The organism is Mesorhizobium sp. BR1-1-13, from assembly GCF_020165515.1.
Lineage (GTDB): Bacteria > Pseudomonadota > Alphaproteobacteria > Rhizobiales > Rhizobiaceae > Mesorhizobium.
On the sequence record NZ_JAIUIH010000001.1, the window covers coordinates 183821 to 206828 of the forward strand.

Consider the following 23008-nt stretch of genomic DNA (forward strand, 5'->3'; position numbering starts at 1 on the left):
GCCGTTACTCAGCCGCGCCCCTGAAGGCGCTGGCACCGGTCTCGAACTGCAGCTTGGCCAGCCGGGCATAGATGCCGCCTTTGGTCACCAGGCTTTGATGCGTGCCTTCCTCGACGATGCGGCCGCCATCCATCACCAGGATACGGTCGGCCTTCAGCACCGTCGCCAGGCGGTGCGCGATGACGATTGTGGTGCGGCCCCGCATCAGCCGCTCCAGCGCCATTTGCACCAGCGTCTCGCTTTCGGCGTCGAGTGCCGAGGTCGCCTCGTCGAGCAACAGGATCGGCGCGTCGCGCAGGATGGCGCGCGCGATCGCCACCCGCTGGCGTTGCCCGCCCGACAGCGTCACGCCGCGCTCGCCGACCTGGCTGTCATAGCCCTTCTCGAGCTTGAGGATGAATTCGTCGGCCAGCGCGTCCTTCGCCGCTGTCTCGATCTCGGCCCCGCTGGCGCCCGGCCGGCCGAAGCCGATATTGTCGCGCGCGCTGGCCGCGAAGATGGTGACGTCCTGCGGCACGATGGCGATGCGCTGCCTGACCGAAACGGGATCGGCTTCGCGGATGTCGACGCCGTCGATCAGGATCCTGCCGGTCTCCGGATCGTAGAAGCGCAGGATCAGCGAGAATACCGTGCTCTTGCCCGCTCCCGAGGGACCGACGATCGCCACCGTCTCGCCAGGCTTGACCGAGAAGCTCAGGCCGTGGACGGCGGCGCGGTCGGGCCGGGCCGGGTAGGAGAAGGACACCGCCTCGAAGCTGATCGCTCCCTTGCTCGCCACCGGCAGCGGCCTGGGATCGGCAGGCGCCACGATCGCCGGCTCCTCGGCCAGGATTTCCGTTAGCCGTTCGGCGGCACCTGCTGCCTGGGCCAATTCGCCCCAGACCTCCGATAGCGCGCCGAGCGCACCGGCGGCGAATACCGAATAGAGCAGGAACTGGCCGAGCGTGCCCGGCGACAGATTGCCGTCGAGCACGTCGCGCGAGCCGAACCACAGCACCGCCACGACCGAGGAGAAAATCGTGAAAATGGCGAAGAAGGTGAGGAACGAGCGCGCGAAGATCGAGGCGCGCGCGGCCTCGAAGGCGGCCTCCACCGCACCCGAAAACCGCCCGGTGACCAGCGTCTCATTGGTGAAGGCCTGCAATGTGCGCACCGCGCCGATCTGCTCGCTGGCATAGGCGGTGGCATCGGCCAGCGTGTCCTGCGCCTGCCTTGACTTGCGCCGCACCGAGCGGCCGAAGGCGACCAGCGGCAGCACGATGATTGGAATGGCTGCGATGACCAGACCGGACAGTTTCGGGCTGGTGAAGACCATCATCGCGACCGCGCCGAGGCCAAGGATGACATTGCGCAGCGCCACCGAAGCGGTCGCCCCGACCGCCGACTTGACCTGCGTGGTGTCGGCGGCGAGCCGCGACACGATCTCGCCCGACTGGGCAGTGTCGAAGAAGGCCGGCGACAGTTTCGTCACATGGGCAAAGACATCGCGCCTGATATCGGCGACGACGCGCTCGCCGAGCGTGATGACGAAATAGTAGCGGCCCGCCGATGCCGCCGCCAGCAGCGCGGCCATCGCCACCAGCGCGGCGAAATATTCGGCGATGAAGGAGGAACCGGACGGCGTGAAACCATGATCGATCATGCGCCGTACCGCCAGCGGCAGCGCCAACGTCGTCACCGCCGCGATGATCAGCGAGATGACGGCGCCCGCCACCAATGTGCGGTAGCGGCCGATGTAGGGAAACAGGCGCCTGAGCGGCTTGAGCGAGCGCCGGCGCTCGTCTGCGCTGCTGGTTTGCGCCATCCTGGTCTTTCCTCTTGGCCGCCTTCAGCTATGCGCCTCAATATGCGCTTGCCGCGGCCTTGTGATTCAATTCCGGCTGATGTATAGGCTCGCCGACCGTTTTAGAAGCCGTGGCTCCTCAATAGCTGCGGCTTCGAGTTTTAAAAAGGGGCGCATCGACGCAGGCTTTCAGCCCGTCAGCCGCGCCCGGCAAGCCAGGAACCGAGCCATGAAGACCGATATCCATCCCGACTACCACACCATCAAGGTCGTCATGACCGACGGCACCGAGTACATGACCCGTTCGACCTGGGGCAAGGAAGGCGATACGATGAACCTCGACATCGACCCGACCACGCACCCGGCCTGGACCGGCGGCCAGCAGACCCTGCTCGATCGCGGCGGCCGCCTGTCGAAGTTCAAGAAGCGCTTCGAAGGTTTCGGCCTCTAGGCCACATCAGCTTTTCGCAGACCAGAGAACCCGCCCTCGTGGCGGGTTTTTTGTGCTTAGATGGATACTCATTCTAGCGCGCTGCCCGTGCATCCTGTTCCGCCAGCAATTCCCGGAGCGCCATGCGCTTGTAGGCAGCAACCAGTCTGTCGCCCTCCTGCCGCTCGACCGAGATCGCCAGCCGCATGGCGGCCTCGCCCATTTGCCAGACGAGAAACGCCGTCGTCTCCAGCGCGACGGCATCGGCATCGGGCCGCAGGCGCTTGAGCGCCGCAGTGAGAAATTCGGCGTTCGCACGGCTGTCGGCAAGCTCCAGTTCGCGCAGCGCCTTGTCCGCCTGCGTGCCCGACCAGATATCGCGCATCACCGGCTCGTCGAGAAACAGACGGTAATAAATGTCCACCAGCTCCGAGAACGCCTGCCGAAGGCCCTCGGCGTCGCCGACGTCCTTGAGCGAGGCTGAAATGCAGGCCTGGCTCTCGGCGGTGTAGCGCTCGGCCAGCGCCCAGACGATCGCCCGCTTGTCGGGAAAGAACTGGTAGAGCGAGCCGATCGACACCCCAGCCCGCTTCGCCACCTCGCCCATGCGCATGGCATCGCTGCCTTGCTCGGCAATCAGCGCCGAGGCGGCGGCGAGCATGCGCTCGACCCGTTCACGGCTGCGCTGCTGGCTCGGCGCGCGGCGTGGCGTGGCGACCTGTTCCTGTGGGGACGTGGCGGTTTTTTCCATGGCTCTTCAACAGACGCCGGGCGGTAATGCCACCCAGAAATGACTTGACTCGCAAAATACGAGAGTTTATCACGTTTTGCAAATATGAGGATTCCTCATGTTCTGAAAGAAGCAAACGGGATAATTGATTTGAAGGCGTCGAACGGGTGCCCGGCCACCCCCCAAAACCTTTCTGCCCATTGCGACTGAACCGCCGCAACCGGCATCTGGAGCAACTGACATGATCGCGAAACTACTTCCCACCCTCATCTTCATCGCCGCTATCGGCTCGGGCGTTGTCGGCGGCGTGTTCTTCGCCTTTTCCAACTTCGTCATGCCGGCAATGGCTCGCCTGCCTGCCGCGGGCGGCATCGCCGCCATGAACTCGATCAACATCACCGTCATCACGCCGATGTTCATGACCGCCTTGTTCGGCACCGGCCTGATCTGCCTTGTCTTGATCGCCGGCGCCATCATCGGCTGGCAGCAGCCAGGCTCCTTCTGGCTATTGGCCGGCGCAGTCATCTATCTCGTCGGCAACCCGATCGTGACGATGGTTTTCAACGTGCCGCTCAACGACGCGCTGGCCGCCGTCGATCCGGCGAGCAGCAACGGCGCTGCTGTATGGACCACCTATCTCAGGGACTGGGTGATGTGGAACCACGTGCGCGCCATCACCGCCATCGCCGCGCTGGCATCCTTCTGGTTCGCCGCGCATTGACATGTCTCGGTCCGCCGCGTTCGGCATCGCGGCGACGGAGGCCTGTTTGTCGGGAGACGCGCCGTGAACGACCCGTATTCCACCATGGCCTTGGGCATTGGCCGCGGGGATCGGCCTCGGCGCTGTCTGTGGCGCAGCGATGGATGACCTTGCCGTCGGCATCGGCATGGGCATAGCAATCGGCGCCGGGATCGGCGCGATTTTCGGGCAGAGGCGAGGAAAATGACGTTCGGCTTCCGCGAAAAGTCTCAGCTCTTCGCCTTGCGATCGGCATGACCGAGATCGCGGTCCGGGTCGATGACGTCGCGCACCAGTTGCTTGAGTTTTGCCGCATCCGGAAAGCCGCCGTCGCGCTTGCGATCCCAGACCAGCACCTCGTTGCAGCTTATGGTGAAGACGCCGCCGGTGCCGGGCACCAGCGTCACCTCGCCCAGATCGACGCCGAATGTCGACAGCAGTTCCTGCGCCATCCAGCCGGCACGCAGCAACCACTGGCACTGCGTGCAATAGGTGATGCGGATGGTGGGCAGCGGTTTTTCGGTCATGTCAGGCTTTGCTCACGCAGCGCTGAGCTTGGCCATGGTCTCCTCGTCGACCTCGAAATTGGCGTAGACGCTTTGAACGTCGTCGTCGTCCTCGAGCGTGGCGACCAGCTTCATCAGCGACTGGGCGCGTTCTTCGTCGACCGGAACATTGTTCTGCGGTTTCCAGATCGGCTTCACCGATTCCGCCTCGCCGAGAGAGGCTTCCAGTGCCTTCGACACCTCGCCGAGGTTTTCGAAGGCGCAATAGATGGTGTGACCTTCCTCGTCCGACTCCACGTCATCGGCGCCGGCTTCGATCGCCGCGTCCATGACCTTGTCGGCGCTGCCGGCCGATGCCGGATAATAGATCTCGCCGACCCGATCCCACATGAACGACACCGAGCCGGTTTCGCCCATCGCCCCACCGGCCTTGGTGAAGGCGGCGCGCACATTCGAAGCCGAGCGGTTGCGATTGTCGGTCAGCGCCTCGACGATCACGGCGACGCCGCCGGGACCGTAGCCCTCGTAACGCACGGCTTCGTAATTTTCGGCGTCGCCCATCGACGCCTTGTTGATGGCGCGCTGGATGTTGTCCTTCGGCATCGACACCGCCTTGGCGTTCTGCACGGCAAGGCGCAGGCGCGGATTCATCGACGGATCGGGCGTCCCGCTCTTGGCCGCGACGGTGATTTCGCGCGCCAGCTTGGAAAACATTTTCGACCGCACCGCGTCCTGACGGCCCTTGCGGTGCATGATGTTCTTGAACTGTGAATGGCCAGCCATGGCACCCCTGTCGTGTTCGGCTAGAGCATTGCGCGGCGATGCATGACCCGCCTTCCGCAATGCTCGAATTCAAAATGTCAGAACGTCCCTGCTGCGTCCGATGGACGTATGGCGCTCTTTGTCGGAATGGCTGGCTTATAGATAAATCGGCTCAATTCGTCCAGCCGCGCCGCGCTTTGCCACGCATGGCAAAGCCGTGACGGCCGTTCACCCCTCCAGATCGGATTTCAGCCGGTCTATGATGCTAAGCGCATGGCCGGCGTACTGGCTTATCCAGCGGTCGTGAATCTGCTTGATCGGCAGCGCGTTGAGATGGTTCCAGCGCTCGCGCCCCTCGCGCCGCGCCACGATGAGATCGGCCTCTTCCAGCACTTTGAGGTGCAGCATGACGGTGCAGCGGTCGACATCGGAAAATGCCTCGCACAGCATGCCGGTCGTCTTTGGCGCGTCCTTCAGCAGATCCAGCATCTCGCGCCGGCGCGGATGCGCCAGCGCCTTGAAAACATTGTCGTCTTGCGATCGGCTTGACATGTTATTTTTTTATAACATAAACTCCTATCAATCAAGGAAGGAGCTGTGGATATGTCTCTTGGATTCAGGGTTTCAGGACGCATCGGCAAACCGGTCGCCGACGTCTTCGACGCGGTCGTCAATCCGAAGAAGCTCAGCTCCTATTTCACCACCATCGGCGGTGCCAGCGCGCCCTTGGTGCCGGGCGCCAATGTCGTGTGGTGGGGCAAGGTGCCGGTCGAAGTCGACGAAATCGTCAGGTACAGCCGCATCGTGCTGCGCTGGGATGCCACCGACGAAGAGGGAAAGCCGGCCTACAAGACCCGCATCGAGATGAATTTCGAGCCGCTCGACGATGGCGGTACCTTCGTCACCATCGCCGAGAGTGGCTGGCAAGAAGGCGAAGTCGGCCTGCGGAAGTCCTATCTCAATTGCGAGGGCTGGTCGCAGATGCTGGCCTGCATGAAGGCCTATGTCGAATACGGCATCAATCTGCGCGACGGCTACTATCGCAGCGAGATGAAGGGCGAGCCTGCCAACGAGACCAACATTTGAGCGAAGGGAGGCCTGCCGTGAAAGTAACCCCGTTCCTGATGTTCGAAGGCAAGGCCGAGCAAGCCATGGCCTTCTATTGTGAGACCATTCCGGATAGCCGCGTCCTCGACCTCACGCGCTACGGTGCAGGCGAGGAGGGACCCGAAGGGGCAGTCAAGCTGGCTCGCGCATCCATCGGCGGCACGGAGGTTATGATCTTCAACAGCCCGGTTCGCCACGCCTTCACCTTCACGCCGTCGGTCTCGCTCTTCGTCGACTGTTCCACCGAAGACGAGCTGGAACGTATCGTCGAGGCCCTGTCCAAAGACGGCACGTTTCTGATGCCGACCGGCAATTACGGCTTCAGCCGCCGTTTTGCCTGGCTGAACGACAGGTTCGGCGTTTCCTGGCAGATCAATCTGCCATAGCAAGACCCGAGCCAGGCCGGCTGGAACTGTTCACCGGGGATTTCCCGGGCGCCGCCGATCATCTCGCCGGTGTCGAGCGATGCGATGCCATCGAGCCGCTGGGAGACGGCTTCCGCGGTTTTTGAATCACCAGCCCCGCCACGTCGTTCACATGGTGCGGGAGCCCGACGCCTGGTGAAGGCGTATTCGGAAGAGGAGAACGCTATGGAAATCCGCGAGCCACCGACGGCCGAAGCCGCCATGCTGATCCGGCGGCCGGTCTCCGACGTTTTCGAGGCCATCGTCGATCCGGCGATCACTACGAAGTTCTGGTTCACCCATTCCAGCGGCCGGCTCGACGGCGGCAGGCCGGTTCAGTGGGAGTGGCGCATGTACGGCGTCTCGACGACGGCGGTCGTCAACGAAATCGTCCGTAACGAAAAGATCGTCATACAATGGAACGATCCACCGGCGACGGTGGTGTGGACCTTCACCGAAATGCCAGGCGATGCAACCTTTCTCGAGGTTCGCAACTTCGGCTTTGCCGGCAATGGCGACGAACAGGTGAAACAGGCGGTCGATTCAACCAACGGCTTCTCGCTGGTGCTCGCCGGTGCCAAGGCCTGGCTTGAACAGGGCCTGACGCTTGATCTGATCGGCGACCGTCACCCCAAGGGCGTGCCGGCGGGCTAGCTCTTCTACACCGAAACGCTGGCGGGACTACTCGACAGCAAGCACCAGACTCAATTCCCGCCGGACTTCGCCTTCTTGCGGTTGCGCGCCAGCATGTTGAGCCCTTCGACAAGTGCCGAGAAACCCATGGCGGCGTAAATGTAACCCTTGGGCACATGGTAGCCCATGCCGTCGGCGATCAGCGTCATGCCGATCATCAAAAGGAAGCCCAGCGCCAGCATGACGATGCTGGGGTTCCTGGCGATGAAGTTCGCCAGGGGCGTGGCCGCCAGCATCATCACCGTAACCGCCACGATCACGGCGATATACATGATCGCGATCTCGTCGGTCATGCCGACCGCGGTGATGATGGAATCTATGGAGAAGACGAGGTCGAGCAACAGGATCTGGAAGATGGCGCCGGCCAGGCTGAGCTGCAGCGCGCCCACCATCGTGTCCTGATGATCCTGCGGATCGACCGTGTGGTGGATTTCCTTGGTTGCCTTCCAGACCAGGAACAGGCCACCGGCGATCAGGATCAGGTCGCGCCAGGAGAAACCGTGGCCGAAGGCCGTGAACACCGGCGCCGTCAGCTGGACGATGATCGAGATGGTGGCGAGCAGCACCAGACGCATGACCAGCGCCGCCGAGATGCCGAGCCGGCGGGCACGGGCCCGCTGCGCTTCAGGCAGTTTGTTGGTCAGGATCGAGATGAAGATCAGGTTGTCGATGCCGAGCACGATCTCGAGCACCACCAGGGTCAACAGCGCGACCCAGGCAGTGGGATCGGCTACGAAGGCGAAGTGCGGCGCCAGGAACTCGATAAGCTGCATGGAGGTCGTCCCCTCTACGATCTAGAGCAGTGTCGCCGGCAATTAGGTATTGAGAGCCCCCATATCAATGTCACGTCCAGAAAGACGGCGCGGTTTCCTCCAGTCGCGGGCCGCGGCGAAACGGCGCGATCTTCTCGGTCAGGCCGGTGCGGTCGGAAATTTCGACGCCGAGGCCGCACAATGTCGCCGGCCCGGTCGCGGCCTCGAAACGGCCCTTCGGCACCTTCGACAGGAACCGATTGAGCGGCTCCTCCTTGTCCATGCCGAGCGAGGAATCATAGTCGCCGCACATGCCGGCGTCGGAAATGTAGCCGGTGCCGCCATTGAGGATATGGTGATCGGCGGTCGGCTGGTGGGTGTGGGTGCCGACCACGAGACTGGCGCGGCCGTCGACGAAGTGCGCGAAGCACATCTTTTCGGAGGTCGCCTCGGCGTGGAAGTCGATGACCACGGCATCCGCCTGCTCGCCGAGCGGACAGGCGGCAAGCTCGCGCTCGCCGGCCTGGAAGGGATCGTCGAGCTCGGGATGCATGAACACCCGGCCCATGATGTTGGCGACCAGCACACGCGCGCCGCTCCTGGCAATGTAGACCCCCGAGCCGCGCCCGGGCGTCCCCTTGGGAAAATTGGACGGGCGCAGGAAGCGCTCTTCGCGCGGCGCGAAGGCGAGCGCATCGCGCTGGTCCCAGACATGGTTGCCGGTGGTGACGACATCGGCGCCGGCCGCGATGGTCTCGCGAAAAATCTCCTCGGTGATGCCGAAGCCGCCGGCCGCGTTTTCGCCGTTGACGATGACAAAATCGAGCCTGAAGTCCGAGATCAGGCCCGGCAGTTGCTCCCACACCGCCGTGCGGCCTGTCTTGCCGACCATGTCGCCGAGAAAGAGAAGTCTCATCTACGCCTGATCCCGAAAAGTGGCATGACTTTCGGCAAAGATCATGCGTTCCAAAGAACTATTTACAATTCTGGCGCGAACCGGCGCAACCCGCTCTCGGTCAGTATTTCCGGGATGATGACGTCGTGGTCCTCATTGGGAACCATCGTCACTTCCTGGCAGTCGAAAGCAATGCCGATCAGCCGGGGCGCATGCCCCTTGTCGACAAGCTTGGCGATCGCACGGTCATAATAGCCCGCGCCGTAACCGATGCGGTGGCCGCGCGCGTCGAAGCCGGCGAGCGGCACCAGCATGACGGAGGGGTCAAGAACTTCGGCCTCCTCATGCGGCCCGACGGTCCCAAATCCCATATCGATCATCGGCGCGCCGCGTACCAATTCGCGAAAGACGATGGTCGTCTTGTCGAGGATCGCCGGAAGGCAGAGCCGTGCGCCCTTTTCGCGCAAGGCGAACATCAGCGGCCGGACATCGACTTCCGAGCGCATCGGCCAAAAGCCGGACACGATTTGGCCTGGCTCGATGGCAAGCTGGTCGCGCGCGGTTTCGGCCATATCGAGCGCGACTTCCACTCGCCAGAATTCATCGAGCGCGTCGCGGCGGCCAAGTGCTTCCTTGCGCAGCTGTTTTTTCAGGTCTTTTAAGGATGCCATGCGCAGACGCTAGAAAAAGCCAGACCTGAATGGACGTTTTGGGAGCGACGTTTTCCATCGCATGATCCACGAAATACGTGGATGTGGCTAATAAGTGACGATCCACACAACCGGTGGAGAGGTCGATCCCGGGTGCCTACAAAGTAGGTGGGCGCCGTGTGAGAAAACCCACGGGTCTTCCCAGGGACAGCTCCCTAAGGATCGTTAAGGCCCCGGGGAAAAGTGTCTCCTGCCGGGAAGCGCAGACCGTCAGCCCCAATATAGGCCGATGCCCTCCCAAGCGCCAGAGAGTCGGCGCCAGAGAGTTAGTGCTCTTTCCCTGCCGGCTTCACACTTCGCCGCCACCAGCCCACCCTTGCATGGGCCAAGACGTCTCCTTACGGTCGTCCGTACTGAACCAAGGAGCAAAAATGCGTTTCGAAGGCACGGCGGCCTACGTCGCCGACAAGGATCTGATGGTGGCGGTCAACGCGGCGATCGCGCTGGAACGGCCCCTGCTGGTCAAGGGCGAGCCCGGCACCGGCAAGACGGAGCTTGCCAGGCAGGTGGCGGCTGCACTCGGGCTGGAACTCATCGAATGGCATGTCAAATCGACGACGCGGGCGCAGCAGGGCCTCTACGAGTACGATGCCGTGTCGCGGTTGCGCGACAGCCAGCTTGGCGATGTCAGGTTCAACGATATCAAGAATTACATCAAGCGCGGCAAATTGTGGGAGGCCTTCGCCGCCGGCAAGAAAGTCGTGCTTCTGATCGACGAGATCGACAAGGCCGATATCGAGTTCCCCAACGACCTCTTGCAGGAACTCGACCGGATGGAGTTCTTCGTCTACGAGACCGGCGAGACGATCCGCGCCAAAGTGAGGCCGATCGTCATCATCACCTCCAACAACGAGAAGGAACTGCCCGACGCCTTCCGGCGTCGCTGCTTCTTTCACTACATCCGCTTTCCCGACATCGAGACACTGCACAGAATCGTCGATGTCCACTATCCCGGCATCAAGCAGAATCTGGTGCGGGCGGCACTCACTCAGTTCTACGAGATCCGCGACGTACCGGGGCTGAAGAAGAAGCCGTCGACCTCCGAGGCGCTCGACTGGATCCGCCTGCTGGTCGCCGACGACATCGCGCCCGAGGATCTGCGCGCCGACCCGAAGAACGCGCTGCCCAAGCTGCATGGCGCATTGCTGAAGAACGAGCAGGACGTGCATCTGTTCGAACGGCTGGCCTTCATGGCGAGACGGCAAGGGTGAACGAGCGCATCGGCGTCCCGAGGCCGAGCCGCACAAGGCATTGCTACGAGCGCACCTCGCCAGCACCCTGCGCAGGACGCCCGGTTCGCTGCTTCGGCGCGCTATATTTTGGGCCGAAGATAGCAAAGCTGATGACGGCAAGAGCCAGAACGCCGATCCCGCTATAGAGCATGACCCAGCCAAAACCGTTGATCAGGGAGGCATGTACGATGGCGCCCGTCGGGTCGAGGGCCGTGAGCTTGGGCGAGTATTGCGCAAGGCCGTCGAGATTACCGGCTGCGATCTTCTCCGCCAGGGCGCGCAGTTCGTTCGGGTCGATAGCCGTGCCGAATGCGTTGCGCAGATAAGAAACGATCCCTTGCGTCAGCAGCAGTCCCAGCACCGCAATGTTGATGGCAAGCGTGATCAGCCGCGCACTGATATCGATGCCGGACGCCATGCCGGCACGATTGGGCGACACCGAGCCGGTCGTGGTGTTGGTGGTCGGCGAATTGGTCAGGCCGATGCCGATGCCGGCGATCAGCGTGCCGGGCAGCATGGTCAGCCAGTTGGCGCCCTCGAGCCCGGACCCTATCCACATGGCGATGAAACCGACCCCCAATGTCAGCAAGCCGAGCGGGATCGCCACCCGCGCCTGATAGCGCGCGCGCAGGCGCTCGGCGATCGACGGCATCAGCATGAGGGGTAGCGTGTAGACGAGCAGCAACAGCCCGGTCGTGGTGCTGTCGTAACCGAGAACCCCCGAAAAATAGATCGGCAGATAGATGATGAACGGCCAGTAGCTGAAATTCATGCCGATGCCGCCCATGATCGCTCCCGAGAATTGGCGGACTCGGAAAACGGAGAAATCGAACATCGGATAGGGATTGATCTTCTCGGCTACGAGGAACGCAAAGAAGGCCAGCACGGCCGCGCTTGCCACGCCGACGCGCGCGCCAGCCGCCAGATCAGCCCCTTGCGTGAGCAGATAGGAAAAGCCGAACACCGCAAGCGACAGCGTCAGTATGCCGGCCCGGTCAAGCTTCTGGGCATTGCGATCGCGCGACTCGGTGACGCCGGCGCTGATGAAGGCCAGGGCGAGAACGGCAAGCGGCACATGGATGAGGAACACCCATTGCCAGCTCGACAGCGTCACGATCAATCCGCCAATGGCGGGGCCAAAGCCAAGGCCGATGCCCGAGACGACGCTCCAGGCGACGAAAGCCTTGCCGCGTTCACTGCCGTCTTGAAACTGGTGGGACAACACCGCCACGCTGCAGGTAAACATCGCTCCGCCCGCCAGGCCCTGAAGAAACCGGGCGATGATCAGCAGCGGAGCGCTCGGTGCGAGGCCGCATAGCAAAGAGGCGAGGCCAAAGGCGACGGTGGTGCTCACCATCACGCGTTTGCGGCCGAAACGGTCGGCCAATGTCCCCGTCGCCATCAACACCGTGGTGCAGGCAATGGTGTAGGAATTCATGATCCATTGCAGATCCTTGAAATCAGCGCCAAGCACGGTTTCCAGTTTCGGCAGGATCACCGGAACGCTGGAGATTTCGAGGCCGAACAGCAGCGAGGCCAAGCAAACGCCAGCGAGCGCAATGGTGTTTCGGTCAATTTGAAACCTCATGTCGGGCACTTTCTGTCGGAACATTCGGAGAGACGGCTGGGGAGCAGTGCTCTTCAACTGGTCAGGCTGACATAGACGGGACTTGACCATGAAAAAAGGCTATGCACCTCTATTTCAGAGATGACAAAATGGAATACTTGAGATGCCCAGTCTTGACGTCGATGCCGTGCGGACGTTCGTCATGGTGGCCGACCTGCAGAGCTTCACGCGTGCGGCCGCCGCGCTGGGCAGCACCCAGGCGACGATCAGCGTCAAGCTGCGCCGGCTGGAAGAGAAGCTCGGCGCGCGCCTGATTGAACGAACGCCGCGCCGCGTGGCCCTCTCTGCAAGGGGAGCGGCTTTTCTCCCGGCGGCGCGTGAATTCCTTGCCGCCCACGAACGAGCCGTCACGGAATTTGCCGACGCGCCGTGTCGGCTTGCTCTCGGCTTTGTCGATCACGTCGCCGGGCCCGAGCTGTCCATATTGATAGCCCAGTTGCATGCCCACGATCCGTCGCTCGCGCTCAACATCAGGATCGATACGAGCTCCATGCTGGAGGAGGCTTTCGATCGCAGTGAGCTCGATGCGGTGATTGTCCATCAGGAAGACGACAGCCGCCGCGGCGAAGCCTTGTCGCGCACCCATTATGGCTGGTTCGCCGCCCCGGCCTTCGAATGGCGGCCGGGAACGCCATTGCGCCTGGCGCTGCTAAGCACCGTATGCAATTGCCCTGACCGCGTGAGAGCCGTCGAGGCGCTGGATAAGGCAGGCATTGCCTGGAACGAGGCTTTCGTGGGCGGCGGCGGCGCAGCCGTCAACATCGCGGTGTCGGCCGGCTTCGCCGTCGCTGCGCTCGCCCACCGTGTCGCGCCGCCCGGCCTGGTCGAGGTGGGCCGCAAACTCGGCCTGCCGCCAATTCCCCCTTCCGAGATCGTTTTGCATTCGCGCGGCTTGGCGCCGCGGGCACGAGAAGCGCTGCACATCCTCGCGACCGCTTTTCGCGAGTATAATTTGCCGGCGGGATAGGCAAAGGTGTTCATGATCCCGATTCTGTTGGTATGGATTGGGTTCCAGACCTCAGAGGGAAAGAAATGGCCGAGATCACTATCCGCCCGCTCGCAGAATCCGACCACGCCGACTGGCGTCGGCTGTGGACCGCTTACCTTGCCTTCTACGAGACGAAGCTGCCGCAAGAGGTCTATGAGGTCACCTGGAAGCGCCTGTTCACGCAAGGCGAGTTCGAACCGAAGGGCTTCATCGCCCTCCTCGACGGCAAGGCTGTCGGCCTCACCCATTACCTGTACCATCGCTCTTGCTGGTCTGAGAAAAACAACTGCTACTTGCAAGATCTGTTCGCCGACCCCGAAGTGCGCGGCAAGGGGATTGGCGCTGCGCTGATCGAGGCCGTGAAGCAGGAAGCCGGCAAGATCGGCGTCAGGAACGTCTACTGGATGACGCACGAAACCAACGCCACGGCGCGCAAGCTCTATGACCATGTCGCGCGCCGCACCGGCTTCATCGAATATGATCTTCTATGATAGAAAATGTTCATCCCCTTCTTCCTTGAACTGAAGGCAGCGCGCGTTCCCGTTTCGCTCAGGGAATATCTGTTGCTGCTGGAGGGGCTGGAGGCCGGGCTGGTCGACTATGACGTCGAAGGATTTTACCACCTCGCTCGCGCTGCGCTGGTGAAGGACGAGCGCCATATCGACCGCTCCGACCAGGTGTTCGCGCATGTCTTCAAGGGTGTGGAGGCGCTCAGCGGTCCGAAGGCCGTCAACGTCGCTGATATCCCCGAGGAATGGCTGCGCCGGCTGGCCGAAAAGCACCTGACCGAGGAAGAGAAAAAGCTGGTCGCGGCGCTCGGCGGTTTCGAGAAGCTGATGGAGACGCTGAAGCAGCGGCTCGAGGAACAGAAAGGCCGCCATCAAGGCGGCTCGAAATGGATCGGCACTGGCGGCACCTCACCTTTCGGCGCCTATGGCTACAATCCCGAAGGCGTGCGCATCGGCCAGCATGAGAGCCGCAACCGCCGGGCCGTGAAGGTCTGGGACAGGCGCGAGTTCAGGAATTTCGACGACGCCGTCGAGCTCGGCACCCGCAACATCAAGATCGCGCTCAAGCGGCTGCGCCGCTGGGTGCGTGAAGGCGCCGAGGAGGAGTTCGACCTGCCCGGCACCATCCACGCCACCGCCGAGCACGGTTATCTCGACGTCAAGACGCGGCCAGAGCGGCGCAACGCGGTGAAGCTTTTGATGTTCTTCGATGTCGGCGGCTCGATGGACGACCACATCAGAAGCGTCGAGGAATTGTTCTCGGCCGCTCGCGCCGAATTCCGCCAGCTCGAATATTTTTATTTCCACAACTGCCTCTACGAGGGCGTGTGGAAGGACAATCGCCGCCGCCATGCCGAGACGATCCCGACATCAGATCTCCTCCACAAATATGGACCTGACTACAAGGTGATCGTGGTCGGCGATGCCTCGATGAGCCCTTACGAGATCGCGCATCCCGGCGGCTCGGTCGAGCACTGGAACCCGGAGGCGGGCGCCGTCTGGCTCGGCCGCCTGCTGCGGCAGTGGCCGAACGCGGTATGGCTGAACCCCGAGAGCCAGAAGAACTGGGGTTTCACCCCTTCGATCGCTATGATCCGCGACATGTTCGGCGGCCGCATGTTTCCGCTGACGCTCGCCGGACTGGAAAGCGCCACCAGGCAATTGTCGCGCAAGCATTGAGCCGGGACAATGACGGGCGGTCCCATGACCTGTTTCCTCTGCCTGCAATGCGGTGTCCAGTTCGCGCAGAGCGGAGCGCCCCCGCGGCATTGTCCGATCTGCGAGGACGAGCGGCAATATGTGCGCTGGGAAGGCCAGGCCTGGACCACACCGGAAGAGCTCGCCGCCGGGCATCGGCTCGTGATGAAGGATGACGCCGGCGTTCTCGCCTTCGGCATCGAGCCGCGCTTCGCCATCGGTCAGCGGGCACTGCTGGCGCAGACGCCGCACGGCAACGTTCTGTGGGACTGCATCTCGATGGTGACTGATGAGGCGGTGGCCGAGATCAATCGCCGCGGCGGCCTTGCCGGGATCGCCATCTCGCACTGCCACTACTATTCGGTGATGGTCGAATGGAGCGAGGCATTTGGCGGCGTACCGATCTATCTCCATGACGACGACCGGCAGTGGATCATGCGGCCGCACCCGTCGATTGTCAGCTGGCAAGGCGAGATACTGGGCCTGAACCCGGCGTTGACGCTCATCCGCTGCGGCGGTCACTTTGCTGGCGGCCAGGTGCTGCACTGGAAGCGCGAAGGCGGCAATGCTCTGCTGGCCGGCGATATCTTGCAGGTGACGCCGACCCGCCGCCACGTCAGCTTCATGTACAGCTATCCCAACTACATCCCGCTCAACGCGGTCGCCGTGCGCCACATCGCGGCCGCGCTGGAGCCTTTCACATTCGATGACATCTACGGCGCGTGGTGGAACCAGAACGTTGTCGGTGGCGCGAAAGAGGCGCTGGCGGCCTCCGTTGCGCGTTATCTTGCGGCGATCGCGTGAGGAGCGCAGGCGGAGCGCTCGAAAATGCGGGTAAATCCCGTAACAAACCCCTATCTTGTTGCGAATAGAGATTGCAATCAACAATGAGCCGTCAAGGCCGAGGAGTTTTCTGCATGGACACCCACACCTATCCCGTCACCCGCACCGACGCCGAATGGCGCGCCCGGCTGACGCCTGAGCAATATGCCGTCATGCGCAACCATGGCACCGAACGCCCGGGCAGCTGTGCACTGCTTCACGAAAAGCGCGCAGGCACCTTCTTTTGCGTCGGCTGCGACCAGCCGCTGTTCGAATCCAAGCTGAAGTTCGAGAGCGGCACCGGCTGGCCGAGCTTCAACGACCCCGTTCCCGGTTCCATCGAGACCACGACCGACCGCAGCTACGGCATGGTCCGCACGGAATGCCATTGCGCTCGCTGCGGCAGCCATCTCGGCCACGTCTTCGAGGACGGCCCGCCGCCGACCGGCCTGCGCTACTGCATCAACGGCGTGGCGCTGAGATTCGAGCCGGCGGCCTGAGCGAGGCCTCGCCGACGCTTCCTGCGAAGGGCGGCTCCAGCCGCCCTTTTTCGTGCAGCATCATCAGGCGACGACTGTTGCGATCAGCCAGAGCGCCGAACCCAGCATAGCAAGGGAGGCCTTGGCGCCGCCGGTTCGCTCTGCCGTCCGCCAGACGGCCGAAGTCAGGAAGATGTTGTAGGGCACCGGCGCGAAATGCACCGCCAGCACAAGACCGAGCGGCATCTTCAACCCCAGCAGAATGAGCGCCGCCACGGACGATGCAATGTTGATCCCCGTGCCGACGAGCACCATATCGCGCCAGAACAGCCGGTCGAGCCGCACCTGGCCGAGCCAGCGTGAGCGAAAGAAGGATCTGACGACCCCCGGCGACACCGGATATCTATCCCTGTCCCAGAACTTCGGTGATGGCGCGCTCGAAACGCGAGCATTCGGTCACCAGCCAGTCGGTCATGGCCGGCCAATTGTCCTCGGCAAAACAGTTGACCCGCCACTGTGAATTGATGCCGAGGTTTTGTGCGCTCTGCTCCGGCCTGAGTTTCAGCCGTTCCTCGATCGCCGGCTGAAACGGCTTGAGGCGCACCCAGACGTCGGTTGCGCCAAGCTTCTCGTTACGGCCGAAGAAGACGCCGACCACATTCTCGCTCGGCGCCACATACATGGAGAGCACCAGCGCGAATTCCGGCAGCCCGCGCTGCCAGAACCAGGGCCCTCGCCTCGCCAGCCGGGTTCTTTCTTCCGGGTGACGCTCGGCAAACAGCGTCCAGAAGCCGCGTTGGCGGAACTCCGAGGCCCTTCGGCCACCGAAGTCGAACTCACTCATCGCCGACCCCGGACGTCACGAGATGCCTCGCCTTACACCATGCCGAGGGCGGCCTTGTAGAGGTCCAGGATGGACTCCTCCTCCTGGCGCTCGGCCTGGTCCTTCTTGCGCAGCCGGATGATCGCGCGCATCGCCTTGGTGTCGAAGCCGGTGCCCTTGGCCTCGGCGAACACTTCCTTGATGTCGTCAGAAATGGTCTTCTTCTCCTCCTCGAGCCGCTCGATGCGCTCGATGAAGGCACGCAACTGGCCGGCGGCAACAGTCTGGCTGGTCTCTGTGATATCGTCGGCCATGTCTTTCTCCAAAAAAATCGATGCTTCGCCGCGACTCGGGGAACCGTGCCGCCGCAAATTTCTGCGGTTCGATGCCCGACCAGGGACCGCGGGTCAAGCGGTTATCGAACAGGCCGTCAGGGCTGCCGACAGAAGCCGATAGTCTGTGGCTTTCTCTTGCGAGCTCTCAATTGAAGGCGATCAGCAGGTCCTTGGCATCGATCTGGTCGCCGGCCCTGACCAGCACCTCGGCGACCGTGCCGTCACGCTCGGCATGCAATGCCGTTTCCATCTTCATCGCCTCGATCGACAATAGCACGTCACCTGCCTTGACGGCTTGGCCGGCGGCCACAGCCAGCGCCGAGACCACGCCTGGCATTGGTGCGCCGACATGCGCCTCGTTGCCCGGCTCGGCCTTGCGCCGTGCCTTGGCAGCGGATGCGCCATGCGCCCGGTCGGGCACCTTGACGCGGCGCGGCTGGCCGTTGAGTTCGAAGAACACGGTGACCATGCCCTTGTCGTCCACGTCGCCGATCGCCTGGCAGCGTACGACCAGCGTCTTGCCTTTCTCGATGTCGACGAACACCTCGTCTTCCGGCTTCATGCCGTAGAAATAGGTCGGCGTCGGCAGCACGCTGACGGGACCGTAGGTTTCCTGCGCAGCCGCGAAGTCCGAGAAGACCTTCGGATACATCAGCCAGGAAGCGAACTCGTAGTCGCTGAGCTTGCGCTCGAGCTTCCGTTCGATCTCCTTGCGGCTGGCCTTGAGGTCCGCCGGCTTCAGCAGCGAGCCCGGCCGCGCCGTGATCGGCCTGTCGCCCTTCAGCACTTTCTTCTGCAGCGCCTGCGGCCAGCCCCCAGGCGACTGGCCGAGATCGCCGCGCAGCATCGAGACGACCGAGTCCGGGAAGGCGATGTCCCTGGCCGGGTTCTCGACGTCGGCGACGGTGAGATCCTGGCTGACCATCATCAGCGCCATGTCGCCGACCACCTTGGACGACGGGGTCACCTTGACGATGTCTCCGAACATCAGATTGACGTCATGATAGGTCTGCGCCACCTCGTGCCAGCGCGTCTCCAGCCCAAGCGAACGCGCCTGTTCCTTGAGGTTCGTGAACTGTCCGCCCGGCATCTCGTGCAGGTAGACTTCCGACGCCGGCCCCTTGAGGTCGCTTTCGAAGGCGGCATACTGGTTGCGCACCGCCTCCCAGTAAAAGGAGATCCTCCGGATCCATTGCGGGTCGAGCCCGGGATCGCGCTCGGTGCCCTTCAGCGCCTCGACGATAGAGCCGAGGCAGGGCTGCGAGGTGTTGCCGGAGAACGCATCCATCGCCGCGTCGATGGCGTCGACGCCGCTCTCCACCGCCGCCAGAACCGTTGCCGCTGAGAGCCCCGACGTATCGTGTGTATGGAAATGGATGGGCAGGTCTGTCGCTTCGCGCAGCGCCTTGAACAGCACGCGCGCGGCGCTCGGCTTCAACAGCCCGGCCATGTCCTTGACCGCTATGATGTGGGCGCCGGCCGCCTCGAGCTCTTTCGCCAGCCCGATATAATATTTCAGGTCGTACTTCGCCCGCGTGGGATCGAGAATATCGCCGGTATAGCAGATCGCCGCCTCGATCAGCTTGCCCTCGGCACCGACGGCGTCCATGGCGACGCGCATGTTCTCGACCCAGTTCAGGCAATCGAACACCCGGAACAGGTCGATGCCGCCTGATGCCGCCTGTTTGACGAAATGCTGCACGACATTGTCGGGATAGTTGGTGTAGCCGACGCCGTTGGCGCCCCGCAGGAGCATCTGCAGCAGGAGGTTGGGCGCCGCCTCGCGTACCAGCGAGAGCCGCTCCCAGGGATCCTCGGTGAGGAAGCGCATGGCGACGTCGAAGGTGGCGCCGCCCCAGCATTCAAGCGAAAGCAACTGCGGCAGGGCACGCGCATAGGTGCCCGCTATGCCGGCGATGTCATGCGTGCGCACACGCGTCGCCAGCAGGGATTGATGGCCGTCGCGCATCGTCGTGTCGGTGACCAGCACCTCTTTTTGCGTGCGCATCCAGGCGGCGAATTTTTCCGGACCGAGCACGTCAAGCTTCTGCTTGCTGCCGCCGGCCACATTGCCGTTGAGGTAGGGCACCACGGGTGCGGCGGCATCGGCTTTCGGCTGCGGCCGGCCGCGCGTCTCGGGATGGCCGTTGACGCTGACGTCGGCAAGATAGTTGAGCAGCTTCGTGGCGCGGTCCTGGCGCTTGACCTGCTCGAACAGCTCCGGCGTCGTGTCGATGAACTTGGTCGTGTAGGAATTGTCGGCGAAGCTCGGGTGATTGATGATCGCTTCGAGGAAAGTCAGGTTTGTGGCCACGCCGCGGATGCGGAATTCGCGCAGCGCCCGGTTCATGCGTGCGATCGTCTCGGCCGGCGTCGGCGCCCATGCGGTCACCTTTTCCAGCAACGGGTCATAGAAGCGGGTAATGACCGCGCCCGAATAGGCGGTGCCGCCATCGAGGCGGATACCGAAGCCGGTGGCGCCGCGATAGGCGGTGATGCGGCCATAGTCCGGGATGAAATTGTGCTCGGGATCCTCGGTGGTGATGCGGCATTGCAGGGCGTGGCCGTTCAGCCTGATGTCCTTTTGTGCCGGAACGCCCGATTCCGGCGTGCCGATGGCGAAGCCGTCGAGAATGTGGATCTGCGCCTTGACGATGTCGATGCCTGTCACCTGTTCGGTGACGGTGTGCTCGACCTGGATGCGCGGATTGACCTCGATGAAATAGAACTTGCCGGTGTCGGCGTCCTGCAGGAACTCGACCGTGCCGGCGCCGATATAGCTGGTTTCGCGCGCGATCTTTAGCGCATGGCTGCACAGCTCCTGGCGCAGCTCCTCGCTGAGATAGGGCGCGGGCGCCCGCTCGACGACCTTTTGGTTGCGGCGCTGGATCGAGCAGTCGCGCTCGAACAGATGCACCGCATTGCCACTGGTATCGCCCAGGATCTGCACTTCGACATGGCGGGCGCGCTCGATCAGCTTTTCGAGATAGACCTCGTCCTTGCCGAAGGCGGCTTTCGCCTCACGCTTGCCCTCCGTGACTTCACGGGCGAGATCGGCCTCGGCACGGATGGCGCGCATGCCGCGGCCGCCGCCGCCCCAGGAAGCCTTCAGCATCAGGGGATAGCCGATCTCCGTGGCAAGTTTCTTGACCGCCTCCATGTCGTCCGGCAACGGATCGGTGGCGGGAATGACAGGTACCCCGACCTCGATGGCCAGATTGCGCGCCGCGACCTTGTTGCCAAGCCGGCGCATCGTCTCCGGCTTGGGCCCGATGAAGGTGATCCCGGCTTCGGCGCAGGCCTCGGCGAATTCGGGGCTTTCCGAAAGCAGCCCGTAGCCGGGGTGGATCGCATCGGCGCCCGACAGCCTGGCGACGCGGATCACCTCCTCGATCGAGAGATAGCTTTCGATCGGCCCCATGTCCTTGTTGAGGTGCGGCCCGCGCCCGACTTGGTAGCTCTCGTCGGCCTTGAAGCGATGCAACGAATATTTGTCCTCCTCGGCCCAGATCGCCACCGTTTTAAGGCCAAGTTCATTGGCCGCGCGGAACACGCGGATGGCAATTTCGGACCGGTTGGCGACGAGGATCTTGGTGATGGCCAAGGATTGGGCTCCAGCAGCGGAAGGGAAGAGCAAGCGGCGCCATGATTAGCGTGAAAATGCTGCAGTGCAAACAAAATTTGACGCGCGTCTAAACCGATTTAAAATCGATTCTTCGCCCTGAATAGGACGGCTGAACATCAGCAGAAAGTCGTTATTGGCTCCAAAACGGAAAGCGTCGCGAGCCATAAACGCGCGATCGTTGCTTCCGTAAAAGAAAATGCCCGGCGCGAGGCGCCGGGCATTCCGTGAAGTCAATGCCGACAGGCTTACATCTTCTGGACGTAGGTGTACTTGCCGTCGTCGCCCTTCTTCCACTCGTACATGACGTAGCCGGGCAGCGTCGGGTCGCCCTTGGCATCGTAGGAGAGGTCGCCGAGCACGGTTTTGAACGGACCCTTCTCATGCAGCGCCTTGGCAACTTCCTGCGGGTCGTTGGACTTGGCAGCGGTGGCTGCCTCGGCGATCGCCTGCATGGCGGCATAGGAGTAGAGCGTGTAGGCCTCCGGTTCGAAGCCCTGCGCGCGGAACTTCTCGACCAGTTCCTTGTTCGCCGGGATCAGGCGAGGGTCCGGACCGAACGTGTTGAGCGTGCCCGCGACCGCGTCGCCAGCGATCGAAGCCAGTTCGTTCGACACGATGCCGTCGCCGGAAACCAGCGTGGCCTTGAGGCCCTGGTCGGCCGCCTGGCGGATGATCAGGCCGGCTTCAGTGTGCAGGCCGCCCCAGTAGATGATGGAAACGCCGGCTTCCTTCATCTTGGCGATCAGCGCCGAGAAGTCCTTGTCGCCGACGTTGACGCCTTCATACATGACTTCCGTCACGCCCTTGGCGTTCATCGCCTTCTTGGTCTCGTCGGCAAGGCCCTGGCCGTAGGTGGTCTTGTCATGCACGACGGCGATCTTGGCGTCCTTGAAATTGGCCGCCAGATAGGCGCCGGCGATGCCGCCCTGCTGGTCATCGCGTCCGCAGGTGCGGAACACGTTCCACAGGCCGCGCTCGGTGAACTGGGGGTTGGTCGCGGCAGGCGTGATCTCGACGATGCCGTTTTCCGCGTAGACTTCCGACGCCGGAATGGAGACGCCCGAGTTGAAGTGGCCGACCACGAACTTGACGCCGTCGCCGACGAACTTGTTGGCGACCGAGATGCCTTGCTTCGGATCGGAGACGTCGTCGCCGACTTCGAGCTTGATCTGCTCGCCATTGATGCCGCCCGCCGCATTGATGTCGGCGACCGCCTGCTCCGCGCCCTTCTGCAACTGTGCGCCGAAGGCGGCATTCGGACCCGTGATCGGGCCAGCAACGCCGACCATTAGATCAGCCCACGCATTGCCGCTGAACGCGATCAGCGCGGTCAGGGCGACGGCGGACAAAAGTGATTTTTTCATTTAAACGCTCCCATTAACGGAGTGGGCGTGGATGAAGCTTTCATGCGATGCCCACCCTTATCGCAGAAAGCATAGTTTGCCGATTTTCAGGCACTTGTCACGCCGATTCATCCCCGAAACGGCGTTAATGATGAACGTCAACCTTTCGGTTTCCAGCTCAAGATTGAAGCTCTTTCGTAGAGCCAATTATACTGTGTCACCATCTGGTTGGTTCGTGTGTATTGATAGCCGACAAAACCGAGGATCATCAGCACGATGGTGTCGACGACATAGTAATGCAGCGAGAACATCGTGCCGTTGAACAGCGCGTGGTGGATGAAGCGGATGCCGATGCCGAGACCCAGCAGATAGGCGAACAGCTGGACGAAGCTGCGCCAGGTCTGGGCGCTGGCCTTGCCGGTCATCCAGGCCGCCCAGCCGCCGAGCAGGCAGGTGACGAAGAAGAACTGCCAGATGGACGGTTCCTCGTAGAGAATGCCTTGCATGGTAAGGACTC

Annotated in this window: 26 protein-coding genes and 1 other RNA gene; 11 read left to right on the forward strand and 16 right to left on the reverse strand. The window is 62.7% G+C overall.

Annotated elements, in window-relative coordinates:
• Positions 1-4: 4 nt before the first annotated feature.
• The gene (locus LB533_RS00955) at positions 5-1804 is read right to left on the reverse strand and encodes an ABC transporter transmembrane domain-containing protein (protein ID WP_140641288.1); all 1800 of its coding nucleotides are present in this window, start codon (positions 1802-1804) and stop codon (positions 5-7) included.
• Between the two features lie 208 nt (positions 1805-2012).
• On the opposite strand from LB533_RS00955, the gene rpmE reads away from it, so the two are divergent.
• Positions 2013-2234 carry a 50S ribosomal protein L31 gene (gene rpmE / locus LB533_RS00960; RefSeq protein ID WP_006327661.1) on the forward strand — a complete coding sequence of 74 codons (222 nt, stop codon included), beginning with the start codon at positions 2013-2015 and terminating at the stop codon, positions 2232-2234.
• Positions 2235-2307: 73 nt separating this feature from the next.
• On the opposite strand, the gene LB533_RS00965 is transcribed toward rpmE, so the two are convergent.
• On the reverse strand, positions 2308-2964 hold the full coding sequence (locus LB533_RS00965) for a TetR/AcrR family transcriptional regulator (protein WP_140641286.1): 657 nt from the start codon (positions 2962-2964) through the stop codon (positions 2308-2310).
• Positions 2965-3184: 220 nt separating this feature from the next.
• On the opposite strand from LB533_RS00965, the gene LB533_RS00970 reads away from it, so the two are divergent.
• Positions 3185-3664 (forward strand): DUF1772 domain-containing protein, encoded by a 480-nt coding sequence (locus LB533_RS00970; protein WP_140641284.1) that lies wholly within the window; start codon positions 3185-3187, stop codon positions 3662-3664.
• Between the two features lie 248 nt (positions 3665-3912).
• Here the strand turns inward: LB533_RS00970 and LB533_RS00975 are convergent, their stop codons facing one another.
• The 3 genes from LB533_RS00975 to LB533_RS00985 form a co-directional block, all read right to left on the reverse strand.
• Positions 3913-4209 carry a SelT/SelW/SelH family protein gene (locus LB533_RS00975; RefSeq protein ID WP_140641282.1) on the reverse strand — a complete coding sequence of 99 codons (297 nt, stop codon included), beginning with the start codon at positions 4207-4209 and terminating at the stop codon, positions 3913-3915.
• 12 nt (positions 4210-4221) lie between these two features.
• Positions 4222-4971 (reverse strand): YebC/PmpR family DNA-binding transcriptional regulator, encoded by a 750-nt coding sequence (locus tag LB533_RS00980; protein WP_140493143.1) that lies wholly within the window; start codon positions 4969-4971, stop codon positions 4222-4224.
• 207 nt (positions 4972-5178) lie between these two features.
• Entirely contained in the window at positions 5179-5502 is a 324-nt protein-coding gene (locus LB533_RS00985) for an ArsR/SmtB family transcription factor (RefSeq protein WP_140493140.1), read from the reverse strand.
• A gap of 51 nt (positions 5503-5553) precedes the next feature.
• Between LB533_RS00985 and LB533_RS00990 the strand changes: the two genes are divergently transcribed.
• The 3 genes from LB533_RS00990 (at position 5554) to LB533_RS01000 (ending at position 7115) form a co-directional block, all read left to right on the forward strand.
• Positions 5554-6036 carry an SRPBCC domain-containing protein gene (locus LB533_RS00990; protein ID WP_140641280.1) on the forward strand — a complete coding sequence of 161 codons (483 nt, stop codon included), beginning with the start codon at positions 5554-5556 and terminating at the stop codon, positions 6034-6036.
• A gap of 17 nt (positions 6037-6053) precedes the next feature.
• The gene (locus LB533_RS00995) at positions 6054-6443 is read left to right on the forward strand and encodes a VOC family protein (protein ID WP_224556306.1); all 390 of its coding nucleotides are present in this window, start codon (positions 6054-6056) and stop codon (positions 6441-6443) included.
• Positions 6444-6647: 204 nt separating this feature from the next.
• On the forward strand, positions 6648-7115 hold the full coding sequence (locus LB533_RS01000) for an SRPBCC family protein (protein WP_224676463.1): 468 nt from the start codon (positions 6648-6650) through the stop codon (positions 7113-7115).
• Positions 7116-7165: 50 nt separating this feature from the next.
• On the opposite strand, the gene LB533_RS01005 is transcribed toward LB533_RS01000, so the two are convergent.
• From LB533_RS01005 to ssrS, 4 genes are all read right to left on the reverse strand, one after another.
• Positions 7166-7927 carry a TerC family protein gene (locus tag LB533_RS01005; protein WP_224676464.1) on the reverse strand — a complete coding sequence of 254 codons (762 nt, stop codon included), beginning with the start codon at positions 7925-7927 and terminating at the stop codon, positions 7166-7168.
• A gap of 70 nt (positions 7928-7997) precedes the next feature.
• Positions 7998-8822 (reverse strand): YmdB family metallophosphoesterase, encoded by an 825-nt coding sequence (locus LB533_RS01010; protein WP_224676465.1) that lies wholly within the window; start codon positions 8820-8822, stop codon positions 7998-8000.
• Positions 8823-8884: 62 nt separating this feature from the next.
• Positions 8885-9472 (reverse strand): 5-formyltetrahydrofolate cyclo-ligase, encoded by a 588-nt coding sequence (locus LB533_RS01015; protein WP_140641272.1) that lies wholly within the window; start codon positions 9470-9472, stop codon positions 8885-8887.
• A 95-nt stretch (positions 9473-9567) separates the two neighbouring features.
• A non-coding RNA gene (ssrS, locus tag LB533_RS01020) (6S RNA) lies at positions 9568-9723 on the reverse strand.
• 159 nt (positions 9724-9882) lie between these two features.
• Between ssrS and LB533_RS01025 the strand changes: the two genes are divergently transcribed.
• On the forward strand, positions 9883-10722 hold the full coding sequence (locus tag LB533_RS01025; RefSeq protein WP_224676466.1) for an AAA family ATPase: 840 nt from the start codon (positions 9883-9885) through the stop codon (positions 10720-10722).
• A 43-nt stretch (positions 10723-10765) separates the two neighbouring features.
• On the opposite strand, the gene LB533_RS01030 is transcribed toward LB533_RS01025, so the two are convergent.
• Positions 10766-12331, reverse strand: coding sequence for an MFS transporter (locus tag LB533_RS01030; protein WP_224676467.1), 1566 nt, complete (start codon positions 12329-12331; stop codon positions 10766-10768).
• 142 nt (positions 12332-12473) lie between these two features.
• Here LB533_RS01030 and LB533_RS01035 point away from each other — a divergent pair, with 142 nt between their 5' ends.
• The 5 genes from LB533_RS01035 to msrB all read left to right on the forward strand — a co-directional run bounded on the left by LB533_RS01035 (position 12474) and on the right by msrB (position 16386).
• Positions 12474-13337 (forward strand): LysR family transcriptional regulator, encoded by an 864-nt coding sequence (locus LB533_RS01035; RefSeq protein WP_224676468.1) that lies wholly within the window; start codon positions 12474-12476, stop codon positions 13335-13337.
• 65 nt (positions 13338-13402) lie between these two features.
• On the forward strand, positions 13403-13849 hold the full coding sequence (locus LB533_RS01040; protein ID WP_140628055.1) for a GNAT family N-acetyltransferase: 447 nt from the start codon (positions 13403-13405) through the stop codon (positions 13847-13849).
• Positions 13850-13855: 6 nt separating this feature from the next.
• A complete protein-coding gene (locus tag LB533_RS01045) occupies positions 13856-15046 on the forward strand; it encodes a vWA domain-containing protein (RefSeq protein ID WP_224676469.1) in 1191 nt (396 codons plus the stop codon).
• A 24-nt stretch (positions 15047-15070) separates the two neighbouring features.
• A complete protein-coding gene (locus LB533_RS01050) occupies positions 15071-15868 on the forward strand; it encodes an MBL fold metallo-hydrolase (protein ID WP_140641267.1) in 798 nt (265 codons plus the stop codon).
• A 113-nt stretch (positions 15869-15981) separates the two neighbouring features.
• Complete coding sequence (msrB, locus tag LB533_RS01055; protein WP_140560780.1) at positions 15982-16386, forward strand: peptide-methionine (R)-S-oxide reductase MsrB; 405 nt, start codon at positions 15982-15984, stop codon at positions 16384-16386.
• A gap of 63 nt (positions 16387-16449) precedes the next feature.
• Here the strand turns inward: msrB and LB533_RS01060 are convergent, their stop codons facing one another.
• The 6 genes from LB533_RS01060 to LB533_RS01085 all read right to left on the reverse strand — a co-directional run bounded on the left by LB533_RS01060 (position 16450) and on the right by LB533_RS01085 (position 22997).
• The gene (locus tag LB533_RS01060; RefSeq protein WP_224676470.1) at positions 16450-16761 is read right to left on the reverse strand and encodes a hypothetical protein; all 312 of its coding nucleotides are present in this window, start codon (positions 16759-16761) and stop codon (positions 16450-16452) included.
• A gap of 7 nt (positions 16762-16768) precedes the next feature.
• On the reverse strand, positions 16769-17209 hold the full coding sequence (locus LB533_RS01065) for a DUF4268 domain-containing protein (protein ID WP_140641261.1): 441 nt from the start codon (positions 17207-17209) through the stop codon (positions 16769-16771).
• Between the two features lie 32 nt (positions 17210-17241).
• Positions 17242-17502, reverse strand: a complete 261-nt coding sequence (locus LB533_RS01070; protein ID WP_140493089.1) for a DUF2312 domain-containing protein — start codon at positions 17500-17502, stop codon at positions 17242-17244.
• A 166-nt stretch (positions 17503-17668) separates the two neighbouring features.
• A complete protein-coding gene (gene pyc / locus LB533_RS01075) occupies positions 17669-21127 on the reverse strand; it encodes a pyruvate carboxylase (protein WP_224676471.1) in 3459 nt (1152 codons plus the stop codon).
• 266 nt (positions 21128-21393) lie between these two features.
• The gene (locus LB533_RS01080; protein WP_140641257.1) at positions 21394-22512 is read right to left on the reverse strand and encodes a branched-chain amino acid ABC transporter substrate-binding protein; all 1119 of its coding nucleotides are present in this window, start codon (positions 22510-22512) and stop codon (positions 21394-21396) included.
• Positions 22513-22649: 137 nt separating this feature from the next.
• Positions 22650-22997 (reverse strand): DUF6867 family protein, encoded by a 348-nt coding sequence (locus LB533_RS01085; protein ID WP_140493080.1) that lies wholly within the window; start codon positions 22995-22997, stop codon positions 22650-22652.
• Between the last annotated feature and the right edge of the window lie 11 nt (positions 22998-23008).